The organism is Enterobacter sp. PI-10, from assembly GCF_027947695.1.
Classification (GTDB): Bacteria; Pseudomonadota; Gammaproteobacteria; order Enterobacterales; family Enterobacteriaceae; genus Enterobacter; species Enterobacter vonholyi.
The window spans coordinates 97,380-120,741 of record NZ_JAJNOG010000006.1 but is presented as its reverse complement, the minus strand read 5'-3'; the positions used below and the strand labels follow the sequence as shown (position 1 = coordinate 120,741).

The 23,362-nt window shown below is 60.1% G+C and carries 22 protein-coding genes; 14 read left to right on the top strand and 8 right to left on the bottom strand.

Annotated features, from left to right (window positions below; translation table 11 throughout):
- Positions 1-351, bottom strand: a complete 351-nt coding sequence (gene hypA / locus LRM19_RS14525; protein ID WP_047173498.1) for a hydrogenase maturation nickel metallochaperone HypA — start codon at positions 349-351, stop codon at positions 1-3.
- 210 nt (positions 352-561) lie between these two features.
- On the opposite strand from hypA, the gene hycA reads away from it, so the two are divergent.
- The 9 genes from hycA (at position 562) to hycI (ending at position 8,340) form a co-directional block, all read left to right on the top strand.
- Complete coding sequence (gene hycA, locus LRM19_RS14520; RefSeq protein WP_032653166.1) at positions 562-1,026, top strand: formate hydrogenlyase regulator HycA; 465 nt, start codon at positions 562-564, stop codon at positions 1,024-1,026.
- Between the two features lie 70 nt (positions 1,027-1,096).
- Positions 1,097-1,705 carry a 4Fe-4S dicluster domain-containing protein gene (locus LRM19_RS14515; protein ID WP_023308971.1) on the top strand — a complete coding sequence of 203 codons (609 nt, stop codon included), beginning with the start codon at positions 1,097-1,099 and terminating at the stop codon, positions 1,703-1,705.
- Entirely contained in the window at positions 1,702-3,516 is a 1,815-nt protein-coding gene (gene hycC / locus LRM19_RS14510; protein WP_271369214.1) for a formate hydrogenlyase subunit 3, read from the top strand. Before LRM19_RS14515 ends, hycC begins: the two co-directional genes overlap by 4 nt.
- Position 3,517: 1 nt before the next feature.
- Positions 3,518-4,441 (top strand): respiratory chain complex I subunit 1 family protein, encoded by a 924-nt coding sequence (locus tag LRM19_RS14505; protein ID WP_271369213.1) that lies wholly within the window; start codon positions 3,518-3,520, stop codon positions 4,439-4,441.
- Positions 4,442-4,456: 15 nt separating this feature from the next.
- Positions 4,457-6,166, top strand: a complete 1,710-nt coding sequence (gene hycE / locus LRM19_RS14500) for a formate hydrogenlyase subunit HycE (protein ID WP_271369212.1) — start codon at positions 4,457-4,459, stop codon at positions 6,164-6,166.
- Positions 6,167-6,175: 9 nt separating this feature from the next.
- The gene (locus LRM19_RS14495) at positions 6,176-6,718 is read left to right on the top strand and encodes a formate hydrogenlyase complex iron-sulfur subunit (protein WP_271369211.1); all 543 of its coding nucleotides are present in this window, start codon (positions 6,176-6,178) and stop codon (positions 6,716-6,718) included.
- A complete protein-coding gene (locus LRM19_RS14490) occupies positions 6,718-7,485 on the top strand; it encodes an NADH-quinone oxidoreductase subunit B family protein (protein ID WP_021241938.1) in 768 nt (255 codons plus the stop codon). The genes LRM19_RS14495 and LRM19_RS14490 overlap by 1 nt, the downstream gene beginning before the upstream one ends.
- Complete coding sequence (locus LRM19_RS14485; protein ID WP_111965483.1) at positions 7,482-7,892, top strand: formate hydrogenlyase maturation HycH family protein; 411 nt, start codon at positions 7,482-7,484, stop codon at positions 7,890-7,892. Before LRM19_RS14490 ends, LRM19_RS14485 begins: the two co-directional genes overlap by 4 nt.
- Complete coding sequence (gene hycI / locus LRM19_RS14480) at positions 7,885-8,340, top strand: hydrogenase maturation peptidase HycI (protein ID WP_133295040.1); 456 nt, start codon at positions 7,885-7,887, stop codon at positions 8,338-8,340. Before LRM19_RS14485 ends, hycI begins: the two co-directional genes overlap by 8 nt.
- Before the next feature lie 67 nt (positions 8,341-8,407).
- Here the strand turns inward: hycI and LRM19_RS14475 are convergent, their stop codons facing one another.
- Together LRM19_RS14475 and ascF are read right to left on the bottom strand one after the other, a co-directional pair.
- Positions 8,408-9,832, bottom strand: coding sequence for a 6-phospho-beta-glucosidase (locus LRM19_RS14475; protein ID WP_023618131.1), 1,425 nt, complete (start codon positions 9,830-9,832; stop codon positions 8,408-8,410).
- 18 nt (positions 9,833-9,850) lie between these two features.
- Complete coding sequence (ascF, locus tag LRM19_RS14470) at positions 9,851-11,302, bottom strand: PTS cellobiose/arbutin/salicin transporter subunit IIBC (protein WP_271369210.1); 1,452 nt, start codon at positions 11,300-11,302, stop codon at positions 9,851-9,853.
- A gap of 214 nt (positions 11,303-11,516) precedes the next feature.
- Here ascF and LRM19_RS14465 point away from each other — a divergent pair, with 214 nt between their 5' ends.
- From LRM19_RS14465 to LRM19_RS14450, 4 genes are all read left to right on the top strand, one after another.
- The gene (locus LRM19_RS14465) at positions 11,517-12,530 is read left to right on the top strand and encodes a LacI family DNA-binding transcriptional regulator (protein WP_133295037.1); all 1,014 of its coding nucleotides are present in this window, start codon (positions 11,517-11,519) and stop codon (positions 12,528-12,530) included.
- A 134-nt stretch (positions 12,531-12,664) separates the two neighbouring features.
- Positions 12,665-13,210: an electron transport protein HydN gene (hydN, locus tag LRM19_RS14460; protein WP_023308960.1), complete on the top strand. Its 546-nt coding sequence runs from the start codon at positions 12,665-12,667 to the stop codon at positions 13,208-13,210.
- A gap of 5 nt (positions 13,211-13,215) precedes the next feature.
- Entirely contained in the window at positions 13,216-15,456 is a 2,241-nt protein-coding gene (gene hypF, locus LRM19_RS14455) for a carbamoyltransferase HypF (RefSeq protein WP_271369209.1), read from the top strand.
- Complete coding sequence (locus LRM19_RS14450) at positions 15,434-16,456, top strand: HoxN/HupN/NixA family nickel/cobalt transporter (RefSeq protein WP_271369208.1); 1,023 nt, start codon at positions 15,434-15,436, stop codon at positions 16,454-16,456. The genes hypF and LRM19_RS14450 overlap by 23 nt, the downstream gene beginning before the upstream one ends.
- A gap of 449 nt (positions 16,457-16,905) precedes the next feature.
- Here the strand turns inward: LRM19_RS14450 and norW are convergent, their stop codons facing one another.
- Entirely contained in the window at positions 16,906-18,039 is a 1,134-nt protein-coding gene (gene norW, locus LRM19_RS14445) for an NADH:flavorubredoxin reductase NorW (protein WP_271369206.1), read from the bottom strand.
- Positions 18,036-19,481, bottom strand: coding sequence for an anaerobic nitric oxide reductase flavorubredoxin (norV, locus tag LRM19_RS14440; protein ID WP_271369205.1), 1,446 nt, complete (start codon positions 19,479-19,481; stop codon positions 18,036-18,038). The genes norW and norV overlap by 4 nt, the downstream gene beginning before the upstream one ends.
- 186 nt (positions 19,482-19,667) lie before the next feature.
- Here norV and norR point away from each other — a divergent pair, with 186 nt between their 5' ends.
- Positions 19,668-21,182 carry a nitric oxide reductase transcriptional regulator NorR gene (gene norR, locus LRM19_RS14435; protein ID WP_271369204.1) on the top strand — a complete coding sequence of 505 codons (1,515 nt, stop codon included), beginning with the start codon at positions 19,668-19,670 and terminating at the stop codon, positions 21,180-21,182.
- Here norR and gutQ read toward each other — a convergent pair.
- The 3 genes from gutQ to gutM all read right to left on the bottom strand — a co-directional run bounded on the left by gutQ (position 21,179) and on the right by gutM (position 23,333).
- Positions 21,179-22,144 carry an arabinose-5-phosphate isomerase GutQ gene (gutQ, locus tag LRM19_RS14430; RefSeq protein WP_271369203.1) on the bottom strand — a complete coding sequence of 322 codons (966 nt, stop codon included), beginning with the start codon at positions 22,142-22,144 and terminating at the stop codon, positions 21,179-21,181. The genes norR and gutQ overlap by 4 nt on opposite strands.
- On the bottom strand, positions 22,137-22,910 hold the full coding sequence (gene srlR, locus LRM19_RS14425) for a glucitol operon DNA-binding transcriptional repressor SrlR (RefSeq protein WP_115876141.1): 774 nt from the start codon (positions 22,908-22,910) through the stop codon (positions 22,137-22,139). Before srlR ends, gutQ begins: the two co-directional genes overlap by 8 nt.
- 63 nt (positions 22,911-22,973) lie before the next feature.
- Positions 22,974-23,333 (bottom strand): transcriptional regulator GutM, encoded by a 360-nt coding sequence (gene gutM, locus LRM19_RS14420; protein WP_045908515.1) that lies wholly within the window; start codon positions 23,331-23,333, stop codon positions 22,974-22,976.
- Positions 23,334-23,362: the final 29 nt, after the last annotated feature.

Sequence of the window (23,362 nt, the reverse complement as noted above, 5' to 3'; positions counted from 1 at the left end):
TTACTCCTTCTCGATTTCGAGGCGTTGGATCTGCATGCCGTCATCCGCCACGATGCGCAGACCGGTGCTCTGACACTGCGGGCAGCGCTGTACCTTTGATGACACCAGGGTGACGTACTGCTGGCACTGCTCGCACCAGCACTCCGCCTGCTGTTCTTCAATATGCAGTTCGCAGCCTTCCGCCAGCGTGCCGCGGCAGACCAGCTCAAAACAGAAGGTCAGGGCGCTGGTCTCGACGCAGGAAAATGCTCCGACCTTCAGCCAGACGCCGGTGACGCGTTTCGCGTGGTTTTGCACTGCCTGCTGTTCGATAAGTTCCAGAGCCCGCTGGCAGAGGGTGATTTCGTGCATGACGCCTCCTCAATGAATTGCCCCGGTAATGCAATAACGGTGCCAGCTTGATTTTTGTTAAGGCGTGACGATGTCAACGCTGTCGAAATGACACGTCGACACCGCGGTGTTGACAGCAATTTTTAAGGTAAATGTATTGAAAATCATAAAGATAAAAACTGGCATGGAATCTGCTTAACAGCCGCTATCTCCATTAAACGGATACCTTTTATGACTATTTGGGAAATCAGCGAAAAAGCGGATTACATCGCGCAGCGTCATCAACAGTTACAGGACCAGTGGCACCTTTACTGCAACTCTCTGGTCCAGGGCATTACCTTGTCGAAAGCGCGTCTTCACCATGCGATGAGCTGCGCGGCGCAGGGCGACATGCGCTTCGTTCTGTTCGGCCATTTCACCATCAACGTTACCCTGGCGGACAACTTCAACAGCCACACCATTGAGTACTACCTCGAGACAAAAGACGGCGAAAAACAGTGTATTGCGAAGGCGCAGCTGATGGCCGACGGCATGGTGGACGGCCACGTCAGCAACCGCGATCGCCAGCAGGTGCTGGAACACTATCTGGAAAAAATCGCGCCGGTTTATAACGGCCTGTACGCCGCCGTTGAGCACGATCTTCCTGTCAACCTGAAGCAGCTGATGGACGGAAATGCCTCAGCGAACGTGGCCTGACCCATGCGTGTCGAGAAGTGTCGACAAGACAGCTTTTCGACAAAAATGACTATCACCAGAGGATAACCCGGTGAACCGTTTTGTAATTGCTGACTCGACGGTCTGTATTGGCTGTCGAACCTGTGAGGCGGCGTGTTCGGAAACGCATCGCCTGCATGGGCTGCAGTCCATGCCGCGCCTGCACGTCATGCGTAATGAAAAAGAGTCTGCCCCGCAGCTCTGCCATCACTGTGAGGATGCCCCGTGCGCGGGTGTCTGTCCTGTAAATGCCATCACCCGCGTGGATGGCGCAGTCCAGCTGAACGAAAGCCTGTGCGTAAGCTGCAAGCTGTGCGGCATTGCCTGCCCGTTCGGCGCGATTGAATTTTCCGGCAGCCGACCGCTGCATATCCCGGCGAATGCCAACTCGCCAAAAGCCCCGCCCGCGCCGCCGGCGCCTGCACGCGTCAGCACGCTGCTGGACTGGGTGCCCGGCATCCGTGCCGTGGCGGTGAAGTGCGACCTGTGCAGCTTCGATGAACAGGGCCCGGCCTGCGTACGGACCTGTCCGACGAAAGCGCTGATTCTGGTTAACATTCGCGACATCGCCCGTACCAGCAAGCGCAAACGCGAGCTGACCATCAACAGTGATTTTGGCGACCTTTCTCTGCTACAGGCGCTTAACGAGGGGGCGAAATGAATGCGGTGATGATGATTACCAGCGCGGTAGCCTGTTTTGCGGCCGCCGCCGTTCTGGCGCCGATCTTCTCATTCCATAAAACCCTGAGCGGCGCGATCGCCGGGCTCGGCGGGGCGGTCGCTAGCCTGATGACGCTGGCGGCAGGCGGCGTTGTTCTGCTCGGCGGCCAGTCGGCAGAGACCGTGATGCCGCTGATTCACCACACGGTTGAGATCACTCCCCTGAACGCCATCTGGCTGGTGACGTTTGGCCTGTGCGGGCTGTTTATCAGCCTGTTCAATATCGACTGGCACCGCCACCCGCACGCTAAAGCCAACGGCCTGCTGGTCAATCTCCTGATGGCGACGGCGGTCTGCACCGTGACCGCCAGCAACCTCGGCACGCTGGTGGTGATGGCGGAGATCATGGCGCTGTGCGGCGTGTTCCTGACGGGCTGCAGCGCCTCCGGGAAATTGTGGTTTGCGCTGGGACGCCTCGGGACGCTGCTGCTGGCGCTGGCCTGCTGGCTGGTGTGGCAGCGCTTCGGCACGCTGGATTTCGCTGTGCTCAACGGGCATCCGCTGGGCAATGACGTCTGGCTGCTGGGTGTGCTCGGCTTTGGCCTGCTCGCCGGCATCATTCCGCTGCACGGCTGGGTGCCGCAGGCGCATGCGAATGCCTCCGCGCCCGCCGCCGCGCTGTTTTCTGTGGTGGTGATGAAAGTGGGTCTGTTCGGGATTCTGGCGATTACGCTGACCGGCGGACAACCGCCGCTGTGGTGGGGCGTTGTGCTGCTGGTCGCCGGCATGATTACGGCGTTCGTCGGTGGCCTGTACGCGCTGATGGAGCACAATATCCAGCGTCTTCTGGCGTACCACACGCTGGAGAATATCGGCATCATTCTGCTCGGCATTGGCGCGGGCGTGACCGGGCTGGCGCTGAATCAACCGGCGCTGATTGCGGCCGGTTTTATCGGTGGTCTTTATCACCTGATCAACCACAGCCTGTTTAAAAGCACCCTGTTCCTTGGAGCGGGAAGCGTCTGGTTCCGCACCGGCCATCGGGATATCGAAAAGCTCGGTGGGATTGGCAAAAAGATGCCGGTGATTTCACTGGCGATGCTGGTCGGGCTGATGGCGATGGCCGCGCTGCCGCCGCTGAACGGCTTTGCCGGGGAGTGGGTGATCTATCAGTCCTTCTTCGCCCTCGGTCAGAGCGAGGCGTTTATCGCCCGTCTGCTGGGGCCGCTGCTGGCGGTCGGGCTGGCGATTACCGGGGCGCTGGCGGTGATGTGCATGGCGAAAGTTTATGGCGTGACCTTCCTCGGCGCACCGCGTACGCGTGAGGCTGAGAACGCCTGCTGCGCACCGCTACTGATGGGCGTAAGCGTGGTCGCGCTGGCGCTGTGCTGCATCGCGGGCGGCGTCGCCGCACCGTGGCTGCTGCCGCTGCTGGGCAATGCCATTCCGCTGCCGCTGACCTCGGCGAACACCACCGTTTCCCAGCCCATGATCGCGCTGTTGCTGATCGGCGCACCGCTGCTACCGCTCATCCTGATGATGTTCTTCAAACGCGACCGGCTCACCTCCCGCTCGCGCGGTGCGGCATGGGCCTGCGGCTACGAACACGAACAGTCGATGGTCATCACCGCCCACGGTTTCGCTATGCCGGTGAAAGAGAACTTTGCCGCCGTGCTGAAGCTGCGCCACTGGCTGAACCCGGTGCGCTGGATACCCGGCTGGCAGAGCGCTGCCGCACCCGCGCTGTTCCGCCGTCTGGCGGTTATCGAGCTGGCGGTGCTGGTGATCGTTGTGATTTCACGAGGAGCCTGACATGAGTCTGTTACTGGCAATTCTTCAGGCGCTGGTGCTGTTTGCCGCCGCGCCGCTGCTGTCGGGCATCACGCGCGTGGCGCGCGCCCGGATGCACAACCGTCGCGGTCCTGGCGTGCTCCAGGAGTATCGCGATCTCTTCAAGCTGCTTTCTCGCCAGAGCGTGGCGCCGGATGCCGCAGGCTGGGTCTTCCGCCTGACGCCGTTCGTGATGGTGGGCGTGATGCTCACCATCGCCACCGCGCTGCCGGTGGTGACGGTGGCTTCGCCGCTGCCGGCGCTCGGGGATCTGATTACGCTGATCTACCTGTTTGCCATCGCCCGCTTCTTCTTTGCGATTGCGGGTCTCGACACCGGGAGCCCGTTTACCGGCATCGGTGCCAGTCGCGAGGCGATGCTCGGCGTGCTGGTTGAGCCGATCCTGCTGCTGGGGCTGTGGGTTGCCGCGCAGGTTGCGGGCTCCACCCACATCAGCTTTATCACCCACGCCGTCTACCACTGGCCGGTTGCCCGCTCCATTCCGCTGGTGCTGGCGCTGTGCGCTTGCGCGTTCGCCACCTTTATCGAGATGGGCAAACTGCCGTTCGATCTGGCGGAAGCCGAGCAGGAACTGCAGGAAGGGCCGCTCACCGAGTACAGCGGCTACGGCTTTGCGGTGCTGAAGTGGGGCATTAGCCTCAAACAGCTGGTGGTGCTGCAGATGTTTGTCGGCGTCTTCTTCCCGTGGGGGCAGATGACGCACTTCTCCGCGGGCGGTCTGCTGCTGGCCGTCGTGGTTGCCGCCCTCAAGCTGCTGGTCGGCGTGCTGGTAATTGCCCTGTTCGAAAACAGCATGGCGCGTCTGCGTTTTGTGGAAACGTCCCGCATCACCTGGGCCGGGTTTGGTTTTGCATTTTTAGCGTTCGTCTCCTTGCTGGTGGCGTGATTAAAGAGAGTATTTATGTCTGAAGAAAAGAAAGGTCAGCAGTATCTCGCCGCGTTGCATCAGGCTTTCCCCGGCGTGGTGCTGGAGGAGTCCTGGCAAACCAAAGACCAGATAACCGTCACCATTAAGGTGAACTATCTGCCGGAAGTGGTGGAGTTTCTCTACTACCAGCAGGGCGGCTGGCTGTCGGTGCTGTTCGGTAACGACGAGCGCCAGCTGTGCGGCAACTACGCGGTGTACTACGTGATGTCGATGGAGCAGGGCGAGAAGTGCTGGATCACCGTGCGCGTCGAGGTCGACCCGGCTAAGCCAGAATACCCGTCCGTCACGCCCCGCGTGCCCGCTGCCGTCTGGGGCGAGCGTGAAGTGCGCGACATGTACGGTCTGGTGCCGGTCGGCCTGCCGGACGAGCGCCGCCTGGTGCTGCCTGACGACTGGCCGGACGAGCTCTATCCGCTGCGCAAAGACAGCATGGACTACCGCCAGCGTCCGGCCCCAACTACCGACAGCGAAACCTACGAGTTCATCAACGAGCTGGGCAGCAAGAAGAACAACGTGGTGCCGATCGGCCCGCTGCACGTCACCTCTGACGAGCCGGGCCACTTCCGCCTGTTCGTCGACGGCGAAAACATTATTGACGCCGACTACCGCCTGTTCTACGTCCACCGCGGCATGGAAAAGCTGGCGGAAACCCGCATGGGCTACAACGAAGTGACCTTCCTCTCTGACCGCGTGTGCGGCATCTGCGGCTTCGCCCACAGCACCGCCTACACCACCTCGGTGGAAAACGGCATGGGGATCGTGGTGCCGGAACGCGCTCAGATGATCCGCGCCATTCTGCTCGAGGTGGAGCGCCTGCATTCGCACCTGCTGAACCTCGGCCTGGCCTGTCACTTCGTCGGCTTTGACTCCGGGTTTATGCAGTTCTTCCGCGTGCGCGAAGCGTCGATGAAGATGGCGGAGATCCTCACCGGGGCGCGCAAAACCTACGGTCTGAACCTGATCGGCGGGATCCGTCGCGACCTGCTGAAAAACGATATGATCCAGACCCGCCAGCTGGCGCAGCAGATGCGCCGCGACGTGCAGGAGCTGGTGGATATGCTGCTCAGCACGCCCAACATCGAGCAGCGCACCGTCGGCATCGGCCGTCTTGACCCGGAAATTGCCCGCGACTTCAGCAACGTCGGCCCGATGGTGCGCGCCAGCGGTCACGCCCGCGACACCCGTGCCGATCACCCGTTCGTCGGCTACGGCCTGCTGCCGATGACCGTGCACAGCGAGCAGGGCTGCGACGTCATCTCTCGCCTCAAGGTGCGCATCAACGAGGTGTTCACGGCGCTGAACATGATCGACTACGGCCTTGATAACCTGCCGGGCGGCCCGCTGATGGTGGAGGGCTTCACCTACATTCCGAACCGCTTTGCCCTCGGCTTTGCCGAAGCGCCGCGCGGGGACGACATTCACTGGAGCATGACCGGCGACAACCAGAAGCTTTACCGCTGGCGCTGCCGCGCGGCCACCTACGCCAACTGGCCAACCCTGCGCTACATGCTGCGCGGCAACACGGTTTCCGATGCGCCGCTGATCATCGGCAGCCTCGACCCGTGCTACTCCTGCACCGACCGCATGACCGTCGTCGACGTGCGCAAGAAGAAAAGCCAGGTGGTGCCGTACAAAGAGCTTGAGCGCTACAGCATCGAGCGTAAGAACTCGCCGCTGAAATAAGGATTAGTCATGTTTACCTTTATCAAAAAAGCGATCAAAACCGGCACGCAAACCAGCAGCTATCCGCTGGAGCCGATGCCGGTGGATAAAAACTTTCGCGGCAAGCCGGAGCACAATCCACAACAGTGCATCGGCTGCGCGGCCTGCGTCAACGCCTGTCCGTCGAATGCCCTGACGGTGGAAACGGATCTCAAAACCGGCGAGCTGGCCTGGCAGTTTAACCTCGGGCGCTGCATCTTCTGCGGCCGCTGCGAGGAGGTCTGCCCGACGGTCGCCATTCGCCTGTCGCAGGAATACGAGCTGGCGGTGTGGAAGAAAGAGGATTTTCTGCAGCAGTCGCGCTTTGAGCTGTGCAACTGCCGCGTCTGCAGACGTCCGTTCGCCGTGCAGAAAGAGATCGACTACGCCATTGCGCTGCTGCAGCACAACGGCGACGCCCGCGCGGAGCATCACCGCGAAAGCTTTGAAACCTGCCCGGCGTGCAAGCGTCAGAAGTGCCTGCTGCCGTCCGACCGCATTGATATCACCCGCCACATGAGAGAGGCCAACTGATGGAAAACCTACTGGGCCCGCGCGACGCTAACGGCATTCCGGTGCCGATGACGGTGGACGAATCCATCGCCAGCATGAAGGCGTCGCTGCTGAAAAAAATCAAACGCTCGGCCTACGTCTACCGCGTGGACTGCGGCGGCTGCAACGGCTGCGAGATCGAGATCTTCGCTACGCTGTCGCCGCTGTTTGACGCCGAGCGCTTCGGCATCAAAGTGGTACCGTCCCCGCGTCATGCGGACATCCTGCTGTTTACCGGGGCCGTCACCCGCGCCATGCGCTCGCCCGCGCTGCGCGCCTGGCAGTCCGCGCCGGACCCGAAAATCTGCATCTCGTACGGCGCCTGCGGCAACAGCGGCGGCATCTTCCACGACCTTTACTGCGTCTGGGGCGGTACCGACAAAATCGTGCCGGTGGACGTCTACATTCCGGGCTGCCCGCCGACGCCTGCCGCAACGCTGTACGGCTTTGCGATGGCGCTCGGCCTGCTGGAGCAGAAAATCCACGCGCGCGAGCCGGGCGAGTTGGACAACCAGCCAGCGGCCATTCTGCACCCCGACATGGTGCAGCCGCTGCGGGTGAAGGTTGACCGTACGGCGCGCAGGCTGGCGGGCTATCGCTACGGCCGTCAGATTGCCGATGACTATCTGCGCCTGCTGAGCCAGGGCGACCATCAGGTGGCGCGCTGGCTGGAGGCGGAAAACGATCCGCGCCTCAATGAGATCGTGGCGAACCTGAACAGCATCGTCGATGAGGCGCGAATCCGATGAGTGAAACGGTGGTGTTCAGCCAGCTGAGCCGTAAGTTTATTGATGAGAACGATGCCACGCCGGATGCGGCGCAGCAGGTGGTCTATTACAGCCTGGCGATTGGGCATCACCTCGGGGTGATTGACTGCCTGGAGGCCGCGCTGAGCTGCCCCTGGCCGGAATACCTGGCGTGGATTGCCACGCTGGAGGAGGGCAGTACGGCGCGGCGCAAGATGGAAGGCGTGCCGAAGTACGGCGAGATCGTGATCGATGTAAACCACATTGCGATGCTCGCCAACGCCTTTGACGCGGCGCTCGGCAGGCAAACCCCGGCGCAGCAGGCGTGGAGCAAAACGCTGCTCGGCATGCTGCACGATATTCATCAGGAGAGCGCCATCTACCTGATGGTGAGGAGATTACGTGACTGACGTTTTACTGTGTGTCGGCAACAGCATGATGGGCGACGACGGCGCGGGTCCGCTGCTCGCAGAGATGTGTGCCGCCAACCCGCAGGGCAGTTGGCTGGTGATTGACGGCGGCAGCGCGCCGGAAAACGACGTGGTCGCCATTCGCGAACTGCGTCCGGACAGGCTGTTAATCGTCGATGCCACCGATATGGGGCTCAACCCCGGCGAGATCCGCTTGATTGACCCGGACGACATCGCCGAGATGTTTATGATGACCACCCACAATATGCCGCTGAACTACCTTGTGGATCAGATCAAAGGTGACGTGGGCGAGGTGCTGTTTTTGGGCATTCAGCCGGACATCGTTGGGTTTTATTACCCGATGACGCCGCCGGTGAAGGGGGCGGTGGAGGTGGTGTATTCACGACTAGCCGGGTGGGCTGGAGACGGAGGGTTTTCTCAGCTCTGAGCAGCGGCTTACCGGGCCTACGGTTTTGTAGGCCGGGTAAGGCGAAGCCGCCACCCGGCAAAACAGTCTACTCCAGATCCGCCCCGTTACTCGCAATCACCTTCTTATACCATCCGAACGATTTCTTACGTTTCCGCTCCAGCGTGCCGTTCCCGGCGTCGTCGCGGTCGACGTACACAAACCCGTAGCGCTTGCTCATCTCGCCTGTTGAGGCCGAAACCAGGTCAATGCAGCCCCAGGTGGTGTAGCCCATCAGCGGCACGCCGTCCTCAATCGCATCGCCCATCGCGCGAATATGCTCGCGCAGATAGCTGATGCGGTAGTCGTCGTTAATCTCGCCGTTTTCATCAACGACATCTTTCGCCCCGAGGCCGTTTTCTACCAGGAACAGCGGCTTCTGGTAGCGGTCGTACATCATGTTCATGGTGATGCGCAGGCCGAGCGGGTCGATGCCCCAGCCCCATTCGCTCACCTGAATGTGTGGGTTGCGCAGGGATTTGACGATGTTCGCCGCATTGGTATTGTTCGCATTCATATCCGCCGAGGCGCAGCGCGAGGCGTAATAGCTGAACGAGACAAAGTCGACGGTATTTTTCAGCAGTTCGTCGTCGCCGGGATCTTTCACTATCACCACGCCTTTCTCGCGGAACACGCGGGCGGAGTAAGCCGGATAGCTGCCGCGCGCCTGCACGTCGATAAAGAACAGATTCTCGCGGTCTTTCTCCAGCGCCATCCACACGTCTTCCGGCTTGCAGGAGTACGGATAGAAATTCCCGCCCGCCAGCATGCAGCCGACCTGGTTTTCCGGGTTCACCTCGTGGGCAATTTTGGTCGCCAGCGCGCTCGCCACCAGCTCGTGGTGCGCGGCCTGGTATTTCACCTGGTCTTCGTTTTCGCCTTCCTCAAACACCAGTCCCGCCCCGGAGAACGGGCTGTGCAGCATGATGTTGATTTCGTTGAAGGTCAGCCAGTATTTCACCAGCCCGTTAAATTCCTCAAAGCAGGTGCGGGCGTAGCGGGCGAAGAAATCCACCATCTTGCGGTTGCGCCAGGAGCCGTACTCCGTCACCAGGTGCATCGGCACGTCGAAGTGGCAGAGCGTCACCAGCGGCTCGATGTTGTATTTTTTGCACTCTTCGAATACCGCGCGGTAAAAGGCAATACCCTCTTTATTCGGCAGCGGTTCGTCGCCGTTCGGATAGAGGCGGCTCCAGGCGATCGAGGTGCGGAACACCGTAAAGCCCATCTCCGCCATCAGGGCGATGTCCTCTTTATAGCGATGGTAAAAATCAATCGCCTCGTGGCTCGGGTAGAATTCGTCGTCACGCAGCGAAAAACGCTTTTCCTTACCGAGCTTCACCGCCAGGCGGTTCGCGCCGTGGGGGATCATATCGACCGTCGTCAGCCCTTTGCCGCCCTCACGGTAAGCGCCTTCACTCTGGTTGGCGGCAAGCGCGCCGCCCCATAAAAATCCTTGTGGAAAAACAGACATTCTTACCTCGCTTTCAATTTATGCTTTTGCTGCGTTGTTCTGTACCGGTGCGGTCTGCAGGGCGCGCGCTTTTTCGGCGTCGTCTTCGACAGGAATATCCTCAAAGCCCAGTATCAGGGTCAGAACAAACGACAGCACCACTGCCAGACCCATCACGCCAAACACCCAGACGATGGTCATCGGGTTGGCCGGATCGAAGAACTGCACGCTGGTAAACAGCCCCGGTGCCGCCATCGAGTGGCTGGCAAGACCCGCGATACCGGCCACCGCGCCGCAGATAAAGCCGCTGATCAAGCTTGCAATCAGCGGGCGTTTCAGACGTATTGCGACGCCGTACAGGGCCGGTTCAGAGATCCCCGCCATGATGGCGGAGGCCGCCGCTGCCAGCGCCGTCTGGCGCAGCTCCGGGTTTTTGGTTTTCCACGCCACCGCCAGCGACGAACCGCCGAGCGACAGGTTGGCGCCAATTTCCGACGGCATCACCATCCCTTCCTTGCCCGTTTCGGCAATGGTCTGAATGATGGTTGGCGTAAACACGCGGTGCATGCCGGTCATGACCAGCAGCGGCCACAGCGCGCCCATGATGGCGACGGAGAGCCAGCCCAGGTAGCCGTGAATGGTGTAGACCAGCGCGGAGATGGCGCTACCGATCCAGATCCCCAGCGGGCCAATCAGCACGATGGCGAGCGGGGCGGCAATCAGCACGATCAGCATCGGCTTGAGGAAGTTTTTCGTCACCGCCGGGGTAATACGATCCACCCAGCGTTCGATGTATGACAGGCACCAGGTCATCACCAGCGCCGGGATGACGGTGTAGGTGTATTTCACCGCCGTCACCGGGATAAAGGCGAACTCAACGTGCTCGCCCTGCGCGGCTTTTGCCATCAGCTCGATAAAGCTCGGGTGCACCAGCACGCCCGCGATGGCTATCGCCAGCGACATGTTGGTTTTGAATTTCACCGCCGCCGAGGCCGCCACCATCAGCGGCAGGAAGAAGAACGCGCCGTCGCCGATGACGGTCAAAATGGTGAGCGTCGGCGCGCCTTTGGGCAGCACGCCGGTCATCTCAAGGATCATCGCCAGCAGCTTGACCATCGAGCCGCCAATGATCGCCGGGATCAGCGGGGACATGGTGCCGATCAGCGCGTCGAGGATCCCGGCGCCAATGCGGCGCAGCGTCAGCTTCTGTGGTCCTTCCGGCACCGCGGGCTGCAGTTCCGTGGGCAGCAGGCTTACCACTTCGCGGTACGCCTGTGACACCGTGTTGCCAATAATCACCTGGCACTGGTTGTCGTTGCGCACTACGCCAAGGACGCCGCTGATGCTTTTCAGGCGTGCGGCATCGGTGAGGGTTTCATCTTTCAGAACGAAACGTAGTCGCGTCATGCAGTGGGTGACGGCGATGATGTTCTCTTTGCCGCCCAGCGCGCTGATGACGTGGTTCGCCAGCGCAGCGTAATTTTTGGCCATCGGATGTGATCCTGTTATTGTTGTGAGACATGTAGGAAACCGGTTCCACATAATCATCATTAGTTTCTATGAATGAAACAAGATCGCTTTCTGACCATTTTTTCTTTTCGTGATGCAGATCGCAATGGGGTATCGAAAGCGTGATTTCATCGCTGCGACAATTTTTTTGCAGTGCAGTACACTGCGCTCCATCAGATTCAGACGGAATAACAACATGACCACGATGCTGGAAGTGGCGAAGCGGGCAGGCGTTTCGAAAGCCACGGTATCCCGGGTGCTGTCGGGAAATGGCTACGTTAGCCAGGAAACCAAAGATCGGGTGTTTCAGGCCATTGAAGAGAGTGGCTATCGCCCGAATTTGCTGGCGCGAAACCTGGCTACCAAACGTACCCAGACGCTGGGCCTGGTGGTGACGAACACCCTTTATCACGGCGTCTACTTTAGCGAACTGCTGTTTCACGCCGCGCGCATGACGGAAGAAAAGGGGCGGCAGCTGATCCTCGCGGACGGCAAGCATAGCGCGGATGAAGAGCGCGAGGCGATCCAGTACCTGCTCGATATGCGCTGCGACGCGGTGATCATCTATCCGCGTTTTCTGAGCGTGGATGAAATGGATGAGATCGTCGAGAAGTGCGAGCAGCCCATAATGGTGCTCAACCGTCGCCTGCGGAAAAACAGCAGCCACAGCGTCTGGTCAGATCATAAAGCCTCCAGCCAGGACGCGGTGTCGCAGCTGATTGCGAAAGGGCACCGGGAGATCGCGTTTATCACCGGCTCGCTGGATTCTCCCACCGGGGTTGAGCGTCTCTCCGGCTACAAGGACGCGCTGGCGCAGCACGGTATTCCGCTGCGTGAGGGTCTGATTGCGCAGGGAAAGTGGAACCCCGCCAGCGGCGCGGCGGCGGTTGCCGAACTGCTTGCTCGCGGTGAACGCTTTACGGCGCTGGTGGCGAGTAATGACGACATGGCGATCGGCGCCATGAAGCAGCTGCACGACAGCGGCGTGACCGCACCGGACGCGGTGTCGGTGATCGGTTTCGACGACGTGGCCATCGCGCCCTACATCGTGCCGTCGCTTTCCAGCGTGCGTATTCCGGTGACGGAGATGATTAAAGAAACCATCAGCCGCCTGATCTTCATGCTCGACGGCGGCGAGTTTAAGTATCAACAAACCTTCTCCGGCGAGCTTGTCCTGCGCGACTCCGTTATTGACGGCCCGCACCGCTGATGTCGACAGCTGTCATCGTCATAAGTGACGATGACAGCGCCGCTGCGATTTTTAAAGTTCTATAAAATCAACGTGTTAATTATTGGCACGGTTTATGAATATCTCCGCGCATAACTGTAATGCTGGAGAAGCAGATGAACCGTTTTATTATGGCCGATGCCAGTAAATGTATTGGTTGCCGTACCTGTGAAGTGGCGTGCGTGGTTTCCCATCAGGCGGAGCAGGACTGCGCGTCGCTTACCCCTGACACCTTCCTGCCGCGCATCCACGTCATCAAAGGCGTGAATATTTCCACCGCCGCCATCTGTCGCCAGTGCGAAGACGCACCGTGCGCGAACGTCTGCCCGAACGGGGCGATTAAACGCGAGAAAGGCTTTGTGCACGTGATGCAGGAGCGCTGCATTGGCTGCAAAACCTGCGTGGTCGCCTGTCCGTATGGCGCGATGGAGGTGGTGGTCCGTCCGGTGGTGCGCAACAGCGGTATGGGGCTGAGCGTGCGGGCGGAGAAAGCCGAAGCCAACAAGTGCGACCTGTGCTACCACCGCGACGCCGGTCCGGCCTGCATGGAAGCCTGCCCGACGCACGCGCTGGTCTGCGTGGATCGCGACAAGCTTGAGCAGATGAGCGCCGAAAAGCGCCGTCGCGCGGCGTTCGACACCTCGTCATCACTGCTGTTCTGAACCGTATGAGCAGCAACGGCGTTCAGCTGCGCGTGCGCGGCAAAGTGCAGGGCGTAGGGTTTCGTCCCTTCGTCTGGCAGCTGGCGCAGGCGCTTCAGTTGACCGGTGACGTCTGCAATGACGGAGAGGGCGTGCTGGTGCGCCTCGCGGGTAATGGGGGGGCCTTTACCGCGAGGCTGCATCAGGACTGCCCGCCGCTGGCACGCATTGACCACGTGGAAACGCAGCCGTTTACCTGGGCGCACGTGCCGGAGGACTTTACCATCCGCCACAGCGCGGGCGGGGCGATGGACACCCAGATAGTGCCGGATGCCGCGACCTGTCCGGCATGTCTGGCTGAAATGCGCGACCCCGGCGAGCGCCGCTATCGCTATCCGTTCATCAACTGCACGCACTGCGGGCCGCGGTTTACCATTATCCGCGCGATGCCCTACGACCGCCCGGCCACGGCAATGGCACCGTTCCCGCTCTGTGTGCCGTGTGAAGCAGAGTACCGCAATCCTGCCGACCGCCGTTTTCACGCTCAGCCGGTAGCCTGCCCGGACTGCGGGCCCGCGCTTATGTGGCGTGCGGGCGACATAACTGCTGACCGTGAAGCTGCGCTGCGCGCGGCGGTGGCGATGCTGAAAAGCGGCGGTATTGTCGCCGTCAAAGGGCTGGGCGGCTTTCACCTCGTCTGCGATGCGCAAAACCCACAGGCGATAGTGAAATTGCGATCACGCAAACAGCGCCCGTCGAAGCCGCTGGCGGTGATGATCCCGCATGCGGATGACCTGCCGGAGACGGTTCAGGCGCTGCTGCGCTCACCCGCCGCACCCATTGTGCTCACGCCAAAAGCCTGGCTGCCCGCGTTCCCGGAAGGTATCGCGCCCGGTCTGGACACCGTGGGCATCATGCTTCCTGCGAACCCGCTGCAGCACCTTTTGATGATGGACTGCCAGCGCCCGCTGGTGATGACTTCAGGTAACCTCAGCGGCAGACCGCCAGCCATCACCAGCCGGCAGGCGCTGGAGGAGCTCAGCGGCATCGCGGACGGCTTCCTGCTGCATAACCGCGATATCCTGCAGCGGATGGACGACTCGGTGATGGATCGGGACGGGGCGATGCTGCGCCGCGCGCGCGGTTTTGTGCCCGATGCCATCACGCTGCCTGCGGGTTTCGAGAATATTCCCGCTATGTTATGCACCGGTGCAGAGATGAAAAATACCTTCTGCCTGGCGCGTGGGAACCAGGCGGTGCTGAGCCAGCATTTTGGCGATCTCGGTGACGAGGGTGTCGAAGCGCAGTGGCGCAGCGCGCTCTCGACGATGCAGGAAATTTACGGCTTTCAGCCGGAACGCATTGTATGCGATGCCCATCCGGGGTACCGCGCGCGTCAGTGGGCGCAGGTGCAGGGGCTGCCCGTTGAAACTGTCCTGCATCATCACGCCCACGCGGCTGCGTGCCTGGCGGAGAACGGCTGGCCACTCGACGGCGAAGACGCAATTGCCCTGACGCTGGACGGGATCGGCATGGGCGAGAACGGCGCGCTGTGGGGCGGGGAGTGCCTGCGGGTGAACTATCTCGCGTGCGAGCGTCTGGGCGGGCTGCCTGCCGTTGCGCTTCCGGGGGGCGATCTGGCGGCGCGGCAGCCGTGGCGCAATCTGCTCGCCCACTGCCTGGCGTTTGTGCCTGACTGGCAGCAGTACCCTGAAACGCGTGCGGTACAGCGCCAGAACTGGCCGCTGCTGGCGACGGCGATCCGGCGTGGCATCAACGCGCCGCGAGCTTCTTCCTGTGGTCGCCTGTTTGACGCGGTTGCCTGTGCGCTCGGCATCGACACGCAGCGTTACGAAGGGGAAGCGGCCTGCCGGCTGGAAGCCCTGGCATCGCAGTGCACGGGTGTTGACCATCCGGTGACGCTGGAAGTGGATAACCTCGCGCAATTCTGGCTGCAGTGGCTGAGCTGGCAGGCGGAGCCCTGCGAGCGCGCGTGGGCATTTCACGACGCGCTGGCAAAAGGGCTGGCGCATCTTGCCGCGTTCCATGCCCGACGCCTGTCGCTGTCGACAATCTGTCTCAGCGGCGGCGTGCTGCACAACCGTCTGCTGCGCGCGCGCCTGCGTCATTATCTTTCTGACTTTACGCTTCTTTTTCCTTCGCACCTGCCCGCAGGTGACGGAGCGATCTCCTTCGGGCAGGCGGTGGTCGCCGCTGCCCGGTCATGTTTACAAAGGACTAAAAATGTTACGACTGTTACGCAATGAACCTCGTGCCGCGCTTCTGCTGCTGGCTCTGGTAATGGCAAACCTGCTGGCCTGGGGATGGGCATGGCAGACCTTTAGCGGCAGCACGGCGCTGATGGCCGCCAGCCTGCTGGCGTGGTGCTACGGGCTGCGTCACGCGGTGGACGCCGACCACATTGCCGCCATTGATACCGTGACGCGTAAGATGATGCAGCAGGGCAAACGCCCGTCCGGCGTAGGGGCGTGGTTCTCGCTGGGACACTCCACCATCGTGGTGCTGGCCTCCATTGCTATTGCCGCCACCGCCACGGCGTTTCAGAAAAACATGGAATGGTTCCACGAAACCGGCAGCCTGATTGGCACCGCCGTTTCCGCCACCTTCCTGCTGGCGATGGCGCTGGTGAACACGGTGATCCTGCGCGGAGTCTGGCGCAGTTTTCAGGCGCTGAAAAAAGGCCAGCCGGTGCAGGGCGACATCACGCTGCCTGCCCAGGGCGGCGTCATGAACTGGCTGTTTGGCAAAACCTTCCGCCTCGTCAATAAAAGCTGGCAGATGTATCTGGTGGGTTTCCTGTTCGGTCTCGGTTTTGACACGGCCACCGAGATTGGCGTGCTGGGGATCTCTGCCGCCAGCGCCTCCAGCGGGATGTCGGTGTGGTCAATCATGATCTTCCCGGCACTCTTCGCCAGCGGCATGGCGCTGGTGGATACCCTCGATAACCTGCTGATGGTCGGCGCCTACGGCTGGGCGTTTAACAAGCCGCAGCGCAAGCTCTACTACAACATGACCATCACCGGCACCTCCGTGGTGGTGGCGCTGTTTATCGGCGGGCTGGAAGCGCTGGGTCTGCTGATGGATAAATTTGCCCTCAGCGGCGGCGTGTGGGAACTGATTGGCACGGTAAACGACAACCTGGGCAACGCCGGGTTTGTGGTGGTCGGGCTGTTCGTTGCCTGCTGGCTGATCTCCATGGTCAACTACCGCTGGCGCGGCTACGACGCGCTGGTGGTGCGTTCCTGATCCGGCTCCTGCACAGCGTAACCTCCGCGACTTCCTCAATGGCTGGCGCATAGCGGCATACCGATAAAAAATGCTGAAAATATAGGACTTTTGCGGAATAAAATATATTCCGCATTCTTCGCTTGTGTGAAATAGCGAGAAAGATAATTGAGTTATTTATAAAAATTCGCCATGATTTGCCTCCGGCCGATCATGTCTTTTTAGACTGAGTTGGCTGCGAATAATAAAACAGAATGATGTTTTTAATTTGTTTCAGATTAAAGTATTTACGAAAATAATAAATAAGGGATTGATAGCGATGATATATCTGCTTTGCATTTATTTTATGAATAGGATTCGTAAAAAAAAGCTCCGGGATATCGGGGCGGTGAATAATAATATCCAAAGGTTAAGTAAGCATGACCCTTTTGCAGGCCGGGTAGGCGAAGTGCCACCCGGCAAAAAGAGGGTTAAGCAGGTAGCAATTTCAGCAGAGCGAAAGCCTCCTTCATCCGATCTTCACTGACCACAAAAGCGCGTAGTTGATCCTCGTTGTCTACGCCATGCGCGACCATCCCCTGCTGTTCGAGGGTTATTTTCCAGCTCAGATCCTGACGCTGCGTTTCACCTGCGAGATGCAGCGGTAATTCCGGCGTTTTTACTTTAATTAGCATGGCGGGTAATTTCAGCGGCGCGCTTCCGCCGAGCAGGTTTTTAGCAAGATACATCGAGCTTAATTGGATTGGCTGTAAAAAGGGAAGTACCTGACCATTAATTTCAGCGCAGTCTCCTAACGCGTAAATATCAGGTTGCGTGGTTTGCAGATAGCTATTTACCTTCACGCCACGCTGTATTTCGGCGCCTGCGCGATGCGCCAGCGCGGTTTCCGGGCGCAGGCCCGTCGCCGCGATAACCGCATCCACCTCAACGCTGCGGTTGCGGTCGAGCATGGCACGAATGCCGCCTTCGGTTTTACTCAGGCTTTGCAGCTGCGATTTCAACAGCAGATGTACCCCCATGTCGGTCAGGCGATGCTGTAAGCGACTGCTTACTTCTGCGGGCATCAGCGACGACAGAATGCTCGCCGCATGGTCGACCAGAGTCACGGATTTTCCCGCCCGGCAGAAATCCATCGCCAGCTCGGTGCCTATCAGCCCGCCGCCGACAATCATCACGCGCTGCGCGTCGCGAAGCCCCGTTTCGCTGGCCTGATACTCCTGCTGGCTGTTGAGGGTGATTATCAGCTCGCGGCCCTCAATCGGCGGCACAAACGCAGAGGCACCCGTGGCAAGCACCAGCCTGTCGTACTGCCAGGTTTTCTCTGTCGCTTTCACAACGTGAGCGGCGGCGTCGATGTCGGTGACCCAGGTGTACGGGAACAGGCGCAGGTTAAACAGCTCGGCGAACTCCCCCGCCGTCTGGCGGGTGAGATCTTCGGCGCGCTGATTCTGACTAATCACGTGGCTTAAGTCAGGCTTGTTGTACTCGTCCATGCTGTCGGCGGCAATCAACGTCAGCGGCACGCTGGCGTCCTGTTTGCGGATGTTTTTCACCAGCTGACGGGCGGCAAAGCCCGAGCCGATGATGACGATGCCGTGGCTCATTTTGCCTCCGTTGCCAGTTCATCAAAAACGTCTTTCCCGAGGGAGCATTCCGGGCAGAGGAAGTTGTCCGGCACGTCACTCCACGGCGTACCCGGCGCAACGTCCTGCAGCGGCTCGCCCAGCTCAGGGTCGTAGATCCACTGGCAGACGCTGTACTGCATGCGCGGGCCGAGGTCGGCGGCAGCCGCAGCGGCGCAGGCACAGGTGCCCTGCTGTTCGACCGGTTTCGCTGCTTGCGGAAGCGGTGCAAGCGCCCACTGCCGCGCAATGTCGCGGCCGTGCTGGCGGCAGATCTCCAGGGCGTCGATATCCGGTCGCCATTTGGCTTTAAGGCTGAGGGACATCTCAAAACCGGCATCCTGTAAACGGGTGGAAAGGCGGTCTACCGCGCCGCCGCTCCAGCCATGGGAGCCAAAGGCGCTGGCGCGCTTGTTACGGAAGCGCAGGCCGGTCATCTCTTCCACCAGACCGGCAATTTTCGGCATCATTACGTTGTTCATGGTGGAGGTGCCCACCAGCACGCCCTTAGAGCGGAACACGTTGGTCAATACCTCGTTCTTATCGCTGCGCGCCACGTTGAAGATTTTCACCGCCACGTTCGGGTCCACTTCGTTGATGCCCTGGGCAATGGCGTCCGCCATCATGCGGGTGTTGTTGGACATGGTGTCGTAGAAAATCGTAATGCGGTCTTCCTGATAGTCCGCCGCCCATTTCAGGTACAGCTCCACAATCTGGGTGGGATTTTCACGCCACACCACGCCGTGAGAGGTAGCAATCATCTCCACCGGCAGATTAAAGCCGAGGATCTCGGTGATTTTTGGCGTCACCAGGCGGCTGAACGGGGTAAGGATGTTGGCGTAGTACCGCTGGCACTGTTCGAACAGTTCGGTCTGATCCACTTCGTCATTAAACAGGCGTTCGTCGCAGTAGTGCTGGCCGAAGGCATCGTTGCTGAACAGCACCGCGTCGCCGGTCATGTAGGTCATCATGCTGTCCGGCCAGTGCAGCATCGGCGTTTCCACGAAGATCAGCTTCTTGCCGTTGCCGATATCCAGCGCGTCGCCTGTTTTCACGGTGTGGAAGTTCCACTCCGGATGGTGGTGGTGGCCGTTGATCGAGTCGATGGCGTTGGTGGTGCAGTAGATCGGCGTGTTCGGGATGTAAGACATCAGCTCGGTCAGCGCGCCGGCGTGATCTTCTTCCGCGTGGTTGATGATGATGTAGTCGATGGCGTCCAGGTCGATTTCACTGCGCAGGTTCTGCACGAACTCGCGGCTGAACTTGTGATCGACAGTATCGATCAGCACGTTTTTTTCTTCGCGGATGAGATAGCTATTGTAGCTGCTGCCGCGCAGCGTTTTGTATTCCGTCCCGTGGAAATCGCGCACTTCCCAGTCACGTTGACCCACCCAATGAATGTTATTTTTAACCAGAATAGACATAGCAACCTCTACGTAATACAGCATTTTCAAATAAGATGATTTGCTTATATCAAGTTGCGTGCCAGTTTTTAATTATTTGATTTTAATGAATTAATGTTGTCGTGCCTCGTAGTGGGTAGTCATTATGACTATCAAATATATTGTCAATATGACACTATTCATTGTCAAAATGACAACGAGGTCACTATGAGCTTTTCCGTAGACGTGCTGGCGAAGATCGCCATTGAGCTGCAGACCGGTATCGGCCATCAGGACCGCTTTCAGCGGCTGATCTCCACGCTGCGCTACGTGCTGGCGTGTGACGCCTCGGCGCTGCTGCGCTACGAAGGAGGGCAGTTTATCCCGCTGGCTATCGACGGGCTGGCGAAGGACGTGCTCGGACGGCGTTTTACCCTTGAAGGCCATCCGCGTCTGGAGACTATCGCCCGCGCGGGTGACGTGGTGCGCTTCCCGGCGGACAGCGACTTGCCCGACCCGTACGACGGGCTGATTCCCGGCCAGGAGAGCCTGAAGGTGCACGCCTGTATCGGCCTGCCGCTGTTTGCCGGGCAAAACCTGATTGGGGCGCTGACCCTCGACGGCCTTTCGCCGGACCAGTTCGATGCCTTTAGCGACGAAGAGCTGCGCCTGATTGCCGCCCTGGCCGCCGGGGCGCTTAACAACGCGCTGCTGATTGAACAGCTGGAGAGCCAGAATATCCTTCCCGGCAGCCCGGCGGCGTTTGAGCAAGTCACGTATACGGAGATGATTGGCCTCTCTCCGGGCATGGCGCAGCTCAAAAAAGAGATTGAGATCGTTGCCGCTTCCGATTTGAACGTGCTGATCTCCGGGGAGACCGGCACCGGGAAGGAGCTGGTGGCGAAGTCCATTCACGAAGCGTCGCCGCGCGCGGTGAACCCGCTGGTGTACCTCAACTGCGCCGCGCTGCCGGAAAGCGTGGCGGAAAGCGAGCTTTTTGGTCACGTTAAAGGGGCGTTTACCGGGGCCATCAGCAACCGCAGCGGCAAGTTCGAAATGGCCGATAACGGCACGCTGTTTCTGGATGAAATCGGCGAGCTCTCCCTGTCGCTACAGGCCAAACTCCTGCGCGTGCTGCAGTACGGCGATATCCAGCGCGTGGGGGATGACCGCAGTCACAGAGTGGACGTTCGCGTGCTGGCGGCGACCAACCGCGACCTGCGTGAAGCGGTGCTGGCCGGGCAGTTCCGCGCCGACCTGTTCCATCGCCTGAGCGTGTTCCCGCTTACCGTGCCGCCGCTGCGCGAGCGCGGGGATGACGTATTGCTGCTGGCGGGCTTTTTCTGCGAGCAGTGCCGTCTCAGGATGGGGCTTTCCCGCGTGGTGCTGAGCCCGGGTGCGAGAACGCATCTACTGAGCTACGGCTGGCCGGGCAACGTGCGCGAGCTGGAACACGCAATTCACCGCGCGGTCGTGCTGGCGCGGGCGACGCGTTCGGGAGATGAGGTGGTAATTCATGCGCGGCATTTTGCACTGCATGAGGAAACTGCCCCGACCGTGAAGGCTGCTGCGCCCGAGAGCGCAAACGAGAATCTACGCGAGGCGACGGAAGAATTCCAGCGTCGGATGATTACCCGCGCGCTGGAGCAGAATAACCGCAGCTGGGCGGCGTGCGCGCGGGCGCTGGAGATGGACGTCGCCAACCTGCACCGGCTGGCGAAGCGTCTCGGGCTGAAGGGTTAGATAATCCCGGCCTGATAGAAATCCTGCAGGTTGATGGCGCCGCACAGCCTGCCGGTGTCATCCACCACCGGTGCGGCGGTGATTTTGCGCTTCATCAGCACCTCTTTGGCTTCAATGGCGCGGCTCTCGGCGTTCAGCGTCAGCCCCCCTTTGGTCATGGCGTCCGACACTTGGGTTTCCAGCCTGCCGCCGCCCACCAGCCAGCGGCGCAGGTCGCCGTCGGTGAATACGCCTTTGACGTACCCGTCGTCATCGCACACCGCCACCAGCCCCAGACCGGTGCGGCTGAGCTCCAGCATCGCGTCCATGACGCTGGTATTGAGTTTGACCTGCGGAATAGCATCGTCGGTGCGCATCAGGTGGTGAACCTTGTTGAGCAGGCGTGCCCCGAGCGCCCCCGCCGGATGCGAGCGGGCGAAATCTTCTTCGTTAAAGCCGCGCGCCTGCATCACCGCCATCGCCAGCGCGTCGCCCATCATCAGGGTATTCACGGTGCTGGAGGTCGGGGCGAGGTGCATCGGACAGGCTTCACGCTCAACGGAAATATCCAGCGTCGCTTTGGCGGCCAGCGCTAGCGGCGAGCGGGATTTCCCGGTCATCGCCAGCAGGGCGACGGATTTTTCCTGCAGGCGCGGAATAATGAGATCCAGCTCTTTGGCCGAACCGGAGTAAGAGATAAACAGCATCACGTCGCGGCTTTCTATCATCCCCAGATCGCCGTGCAGCGCCTCTGCCGGATGCACGAAGAAGGCCGGGGTGCCGGTGCTGGCGAGCGTCGCAGCAATCTTTTTGCCGATATGGCCGGATTTACCGATGCCCGCCACGATCACTTTGCCTTCGCAGTGGATAATGGTGTTGGCGGCGCGGACAAAATCCTCGCCCAGACGTTCCGGCAGGCGGCTGGCTTCCTGCAGTTCCAGCGTCAGCGTCTGGCGACCCGTTTCTAACAGAAAATCACTCATCTCTCTCTCCGGTTACGATCACGTCGATGCCTTTCTCTTCCAGCGCTTTTTTGAACGCCGGGTCGATACCCGCGTCGGTAATCAGCTTGTCGACGCTTTCAAGGCTACAGACAATGTTGGGGCTTTTACGGCCAAACTTCGACGAGTCCGCCATCAGAATCACCTCCCGCGCGGCGTTACACATGGCTTTACTGACGCTGAACACCTCGTTGAAGGTGGTGACGCCCGCGTTCAGGTCGATGCCGTCGGTGCCCATGAACAGTTTATCAAAGCTGAAGTGGTCGAAGGCGTTCTCCGCCAGCTGTCCGTGGAATGAGGCGGATTTTTTGCGAAAGGTGCCGCCGGGCATCAGGATGGTCTGCTCGCTGTCGAACTCCGACAGCGCGTTGACGATGTGCAGGCTGTTGGTCATCACCGTGATGTTGTTAAAGCGGCTGAGCAGCGGGATCATCTGCAGAACGGTACTGCCTGCATCCAGAATGATGGAGTCGCCATCGTGGATAAATTTTACGGCGGCTTCGGCAATCATCGCTTTCTGGTGGGTATTGATCAGCGTTTTGTGGTCGATAGGCGGGTCGGCTTCGTCCTTATTAAGCACCACGCCGCCGTAGGTTCGAATGACGGCGCCAGAGTTTTCGAGCAATACGAGGTCCTTGCGTATCGTCGTGCCGGTGGTGTCAAAGTAGTGGGCCAGATCCTCTACCGAACATTTTCCCTGCTTTTGCAGATGCTCGAGAATGGCCGCCTGCCGCTGACGAGGTTTCATAGGCGCTTCGTTCCTTAGGTTGCGAAATGATAATTTCGCAAGTCTATATCTTTCACAACGAAATTATCCATGTTTCAGATTAAGCGCTAATGATAGTGCATTCTGACAGAGTGGATCATGGGGAAAGATCACATCAGGCTGCAATTCCTGCAGCGAAATGCCGTTGATTGCCTGGATTTTCACCGGACGGGCAAAGACGGTCATGCCGCGCATGATGAGGGAATCGCAGACGTTATTGTTTTCGTCCAGCGCAATAGCCACGACGACTCGCGGTTTAAAGCGTCCGCCGGAACGCCCGACGCCCACGCGGCCTTTCTGGCACAGGGCATCAAACGCGCGGTTAAACTGGTGAATTTGCCAGCCGCCGAACGCCATCTGGCAGAGCCAGGCGAGGGCGGCGACGGTGATGAGTGCGGTGACCATATCGGCTCCTTATTGTGTTCCCTCTCCCG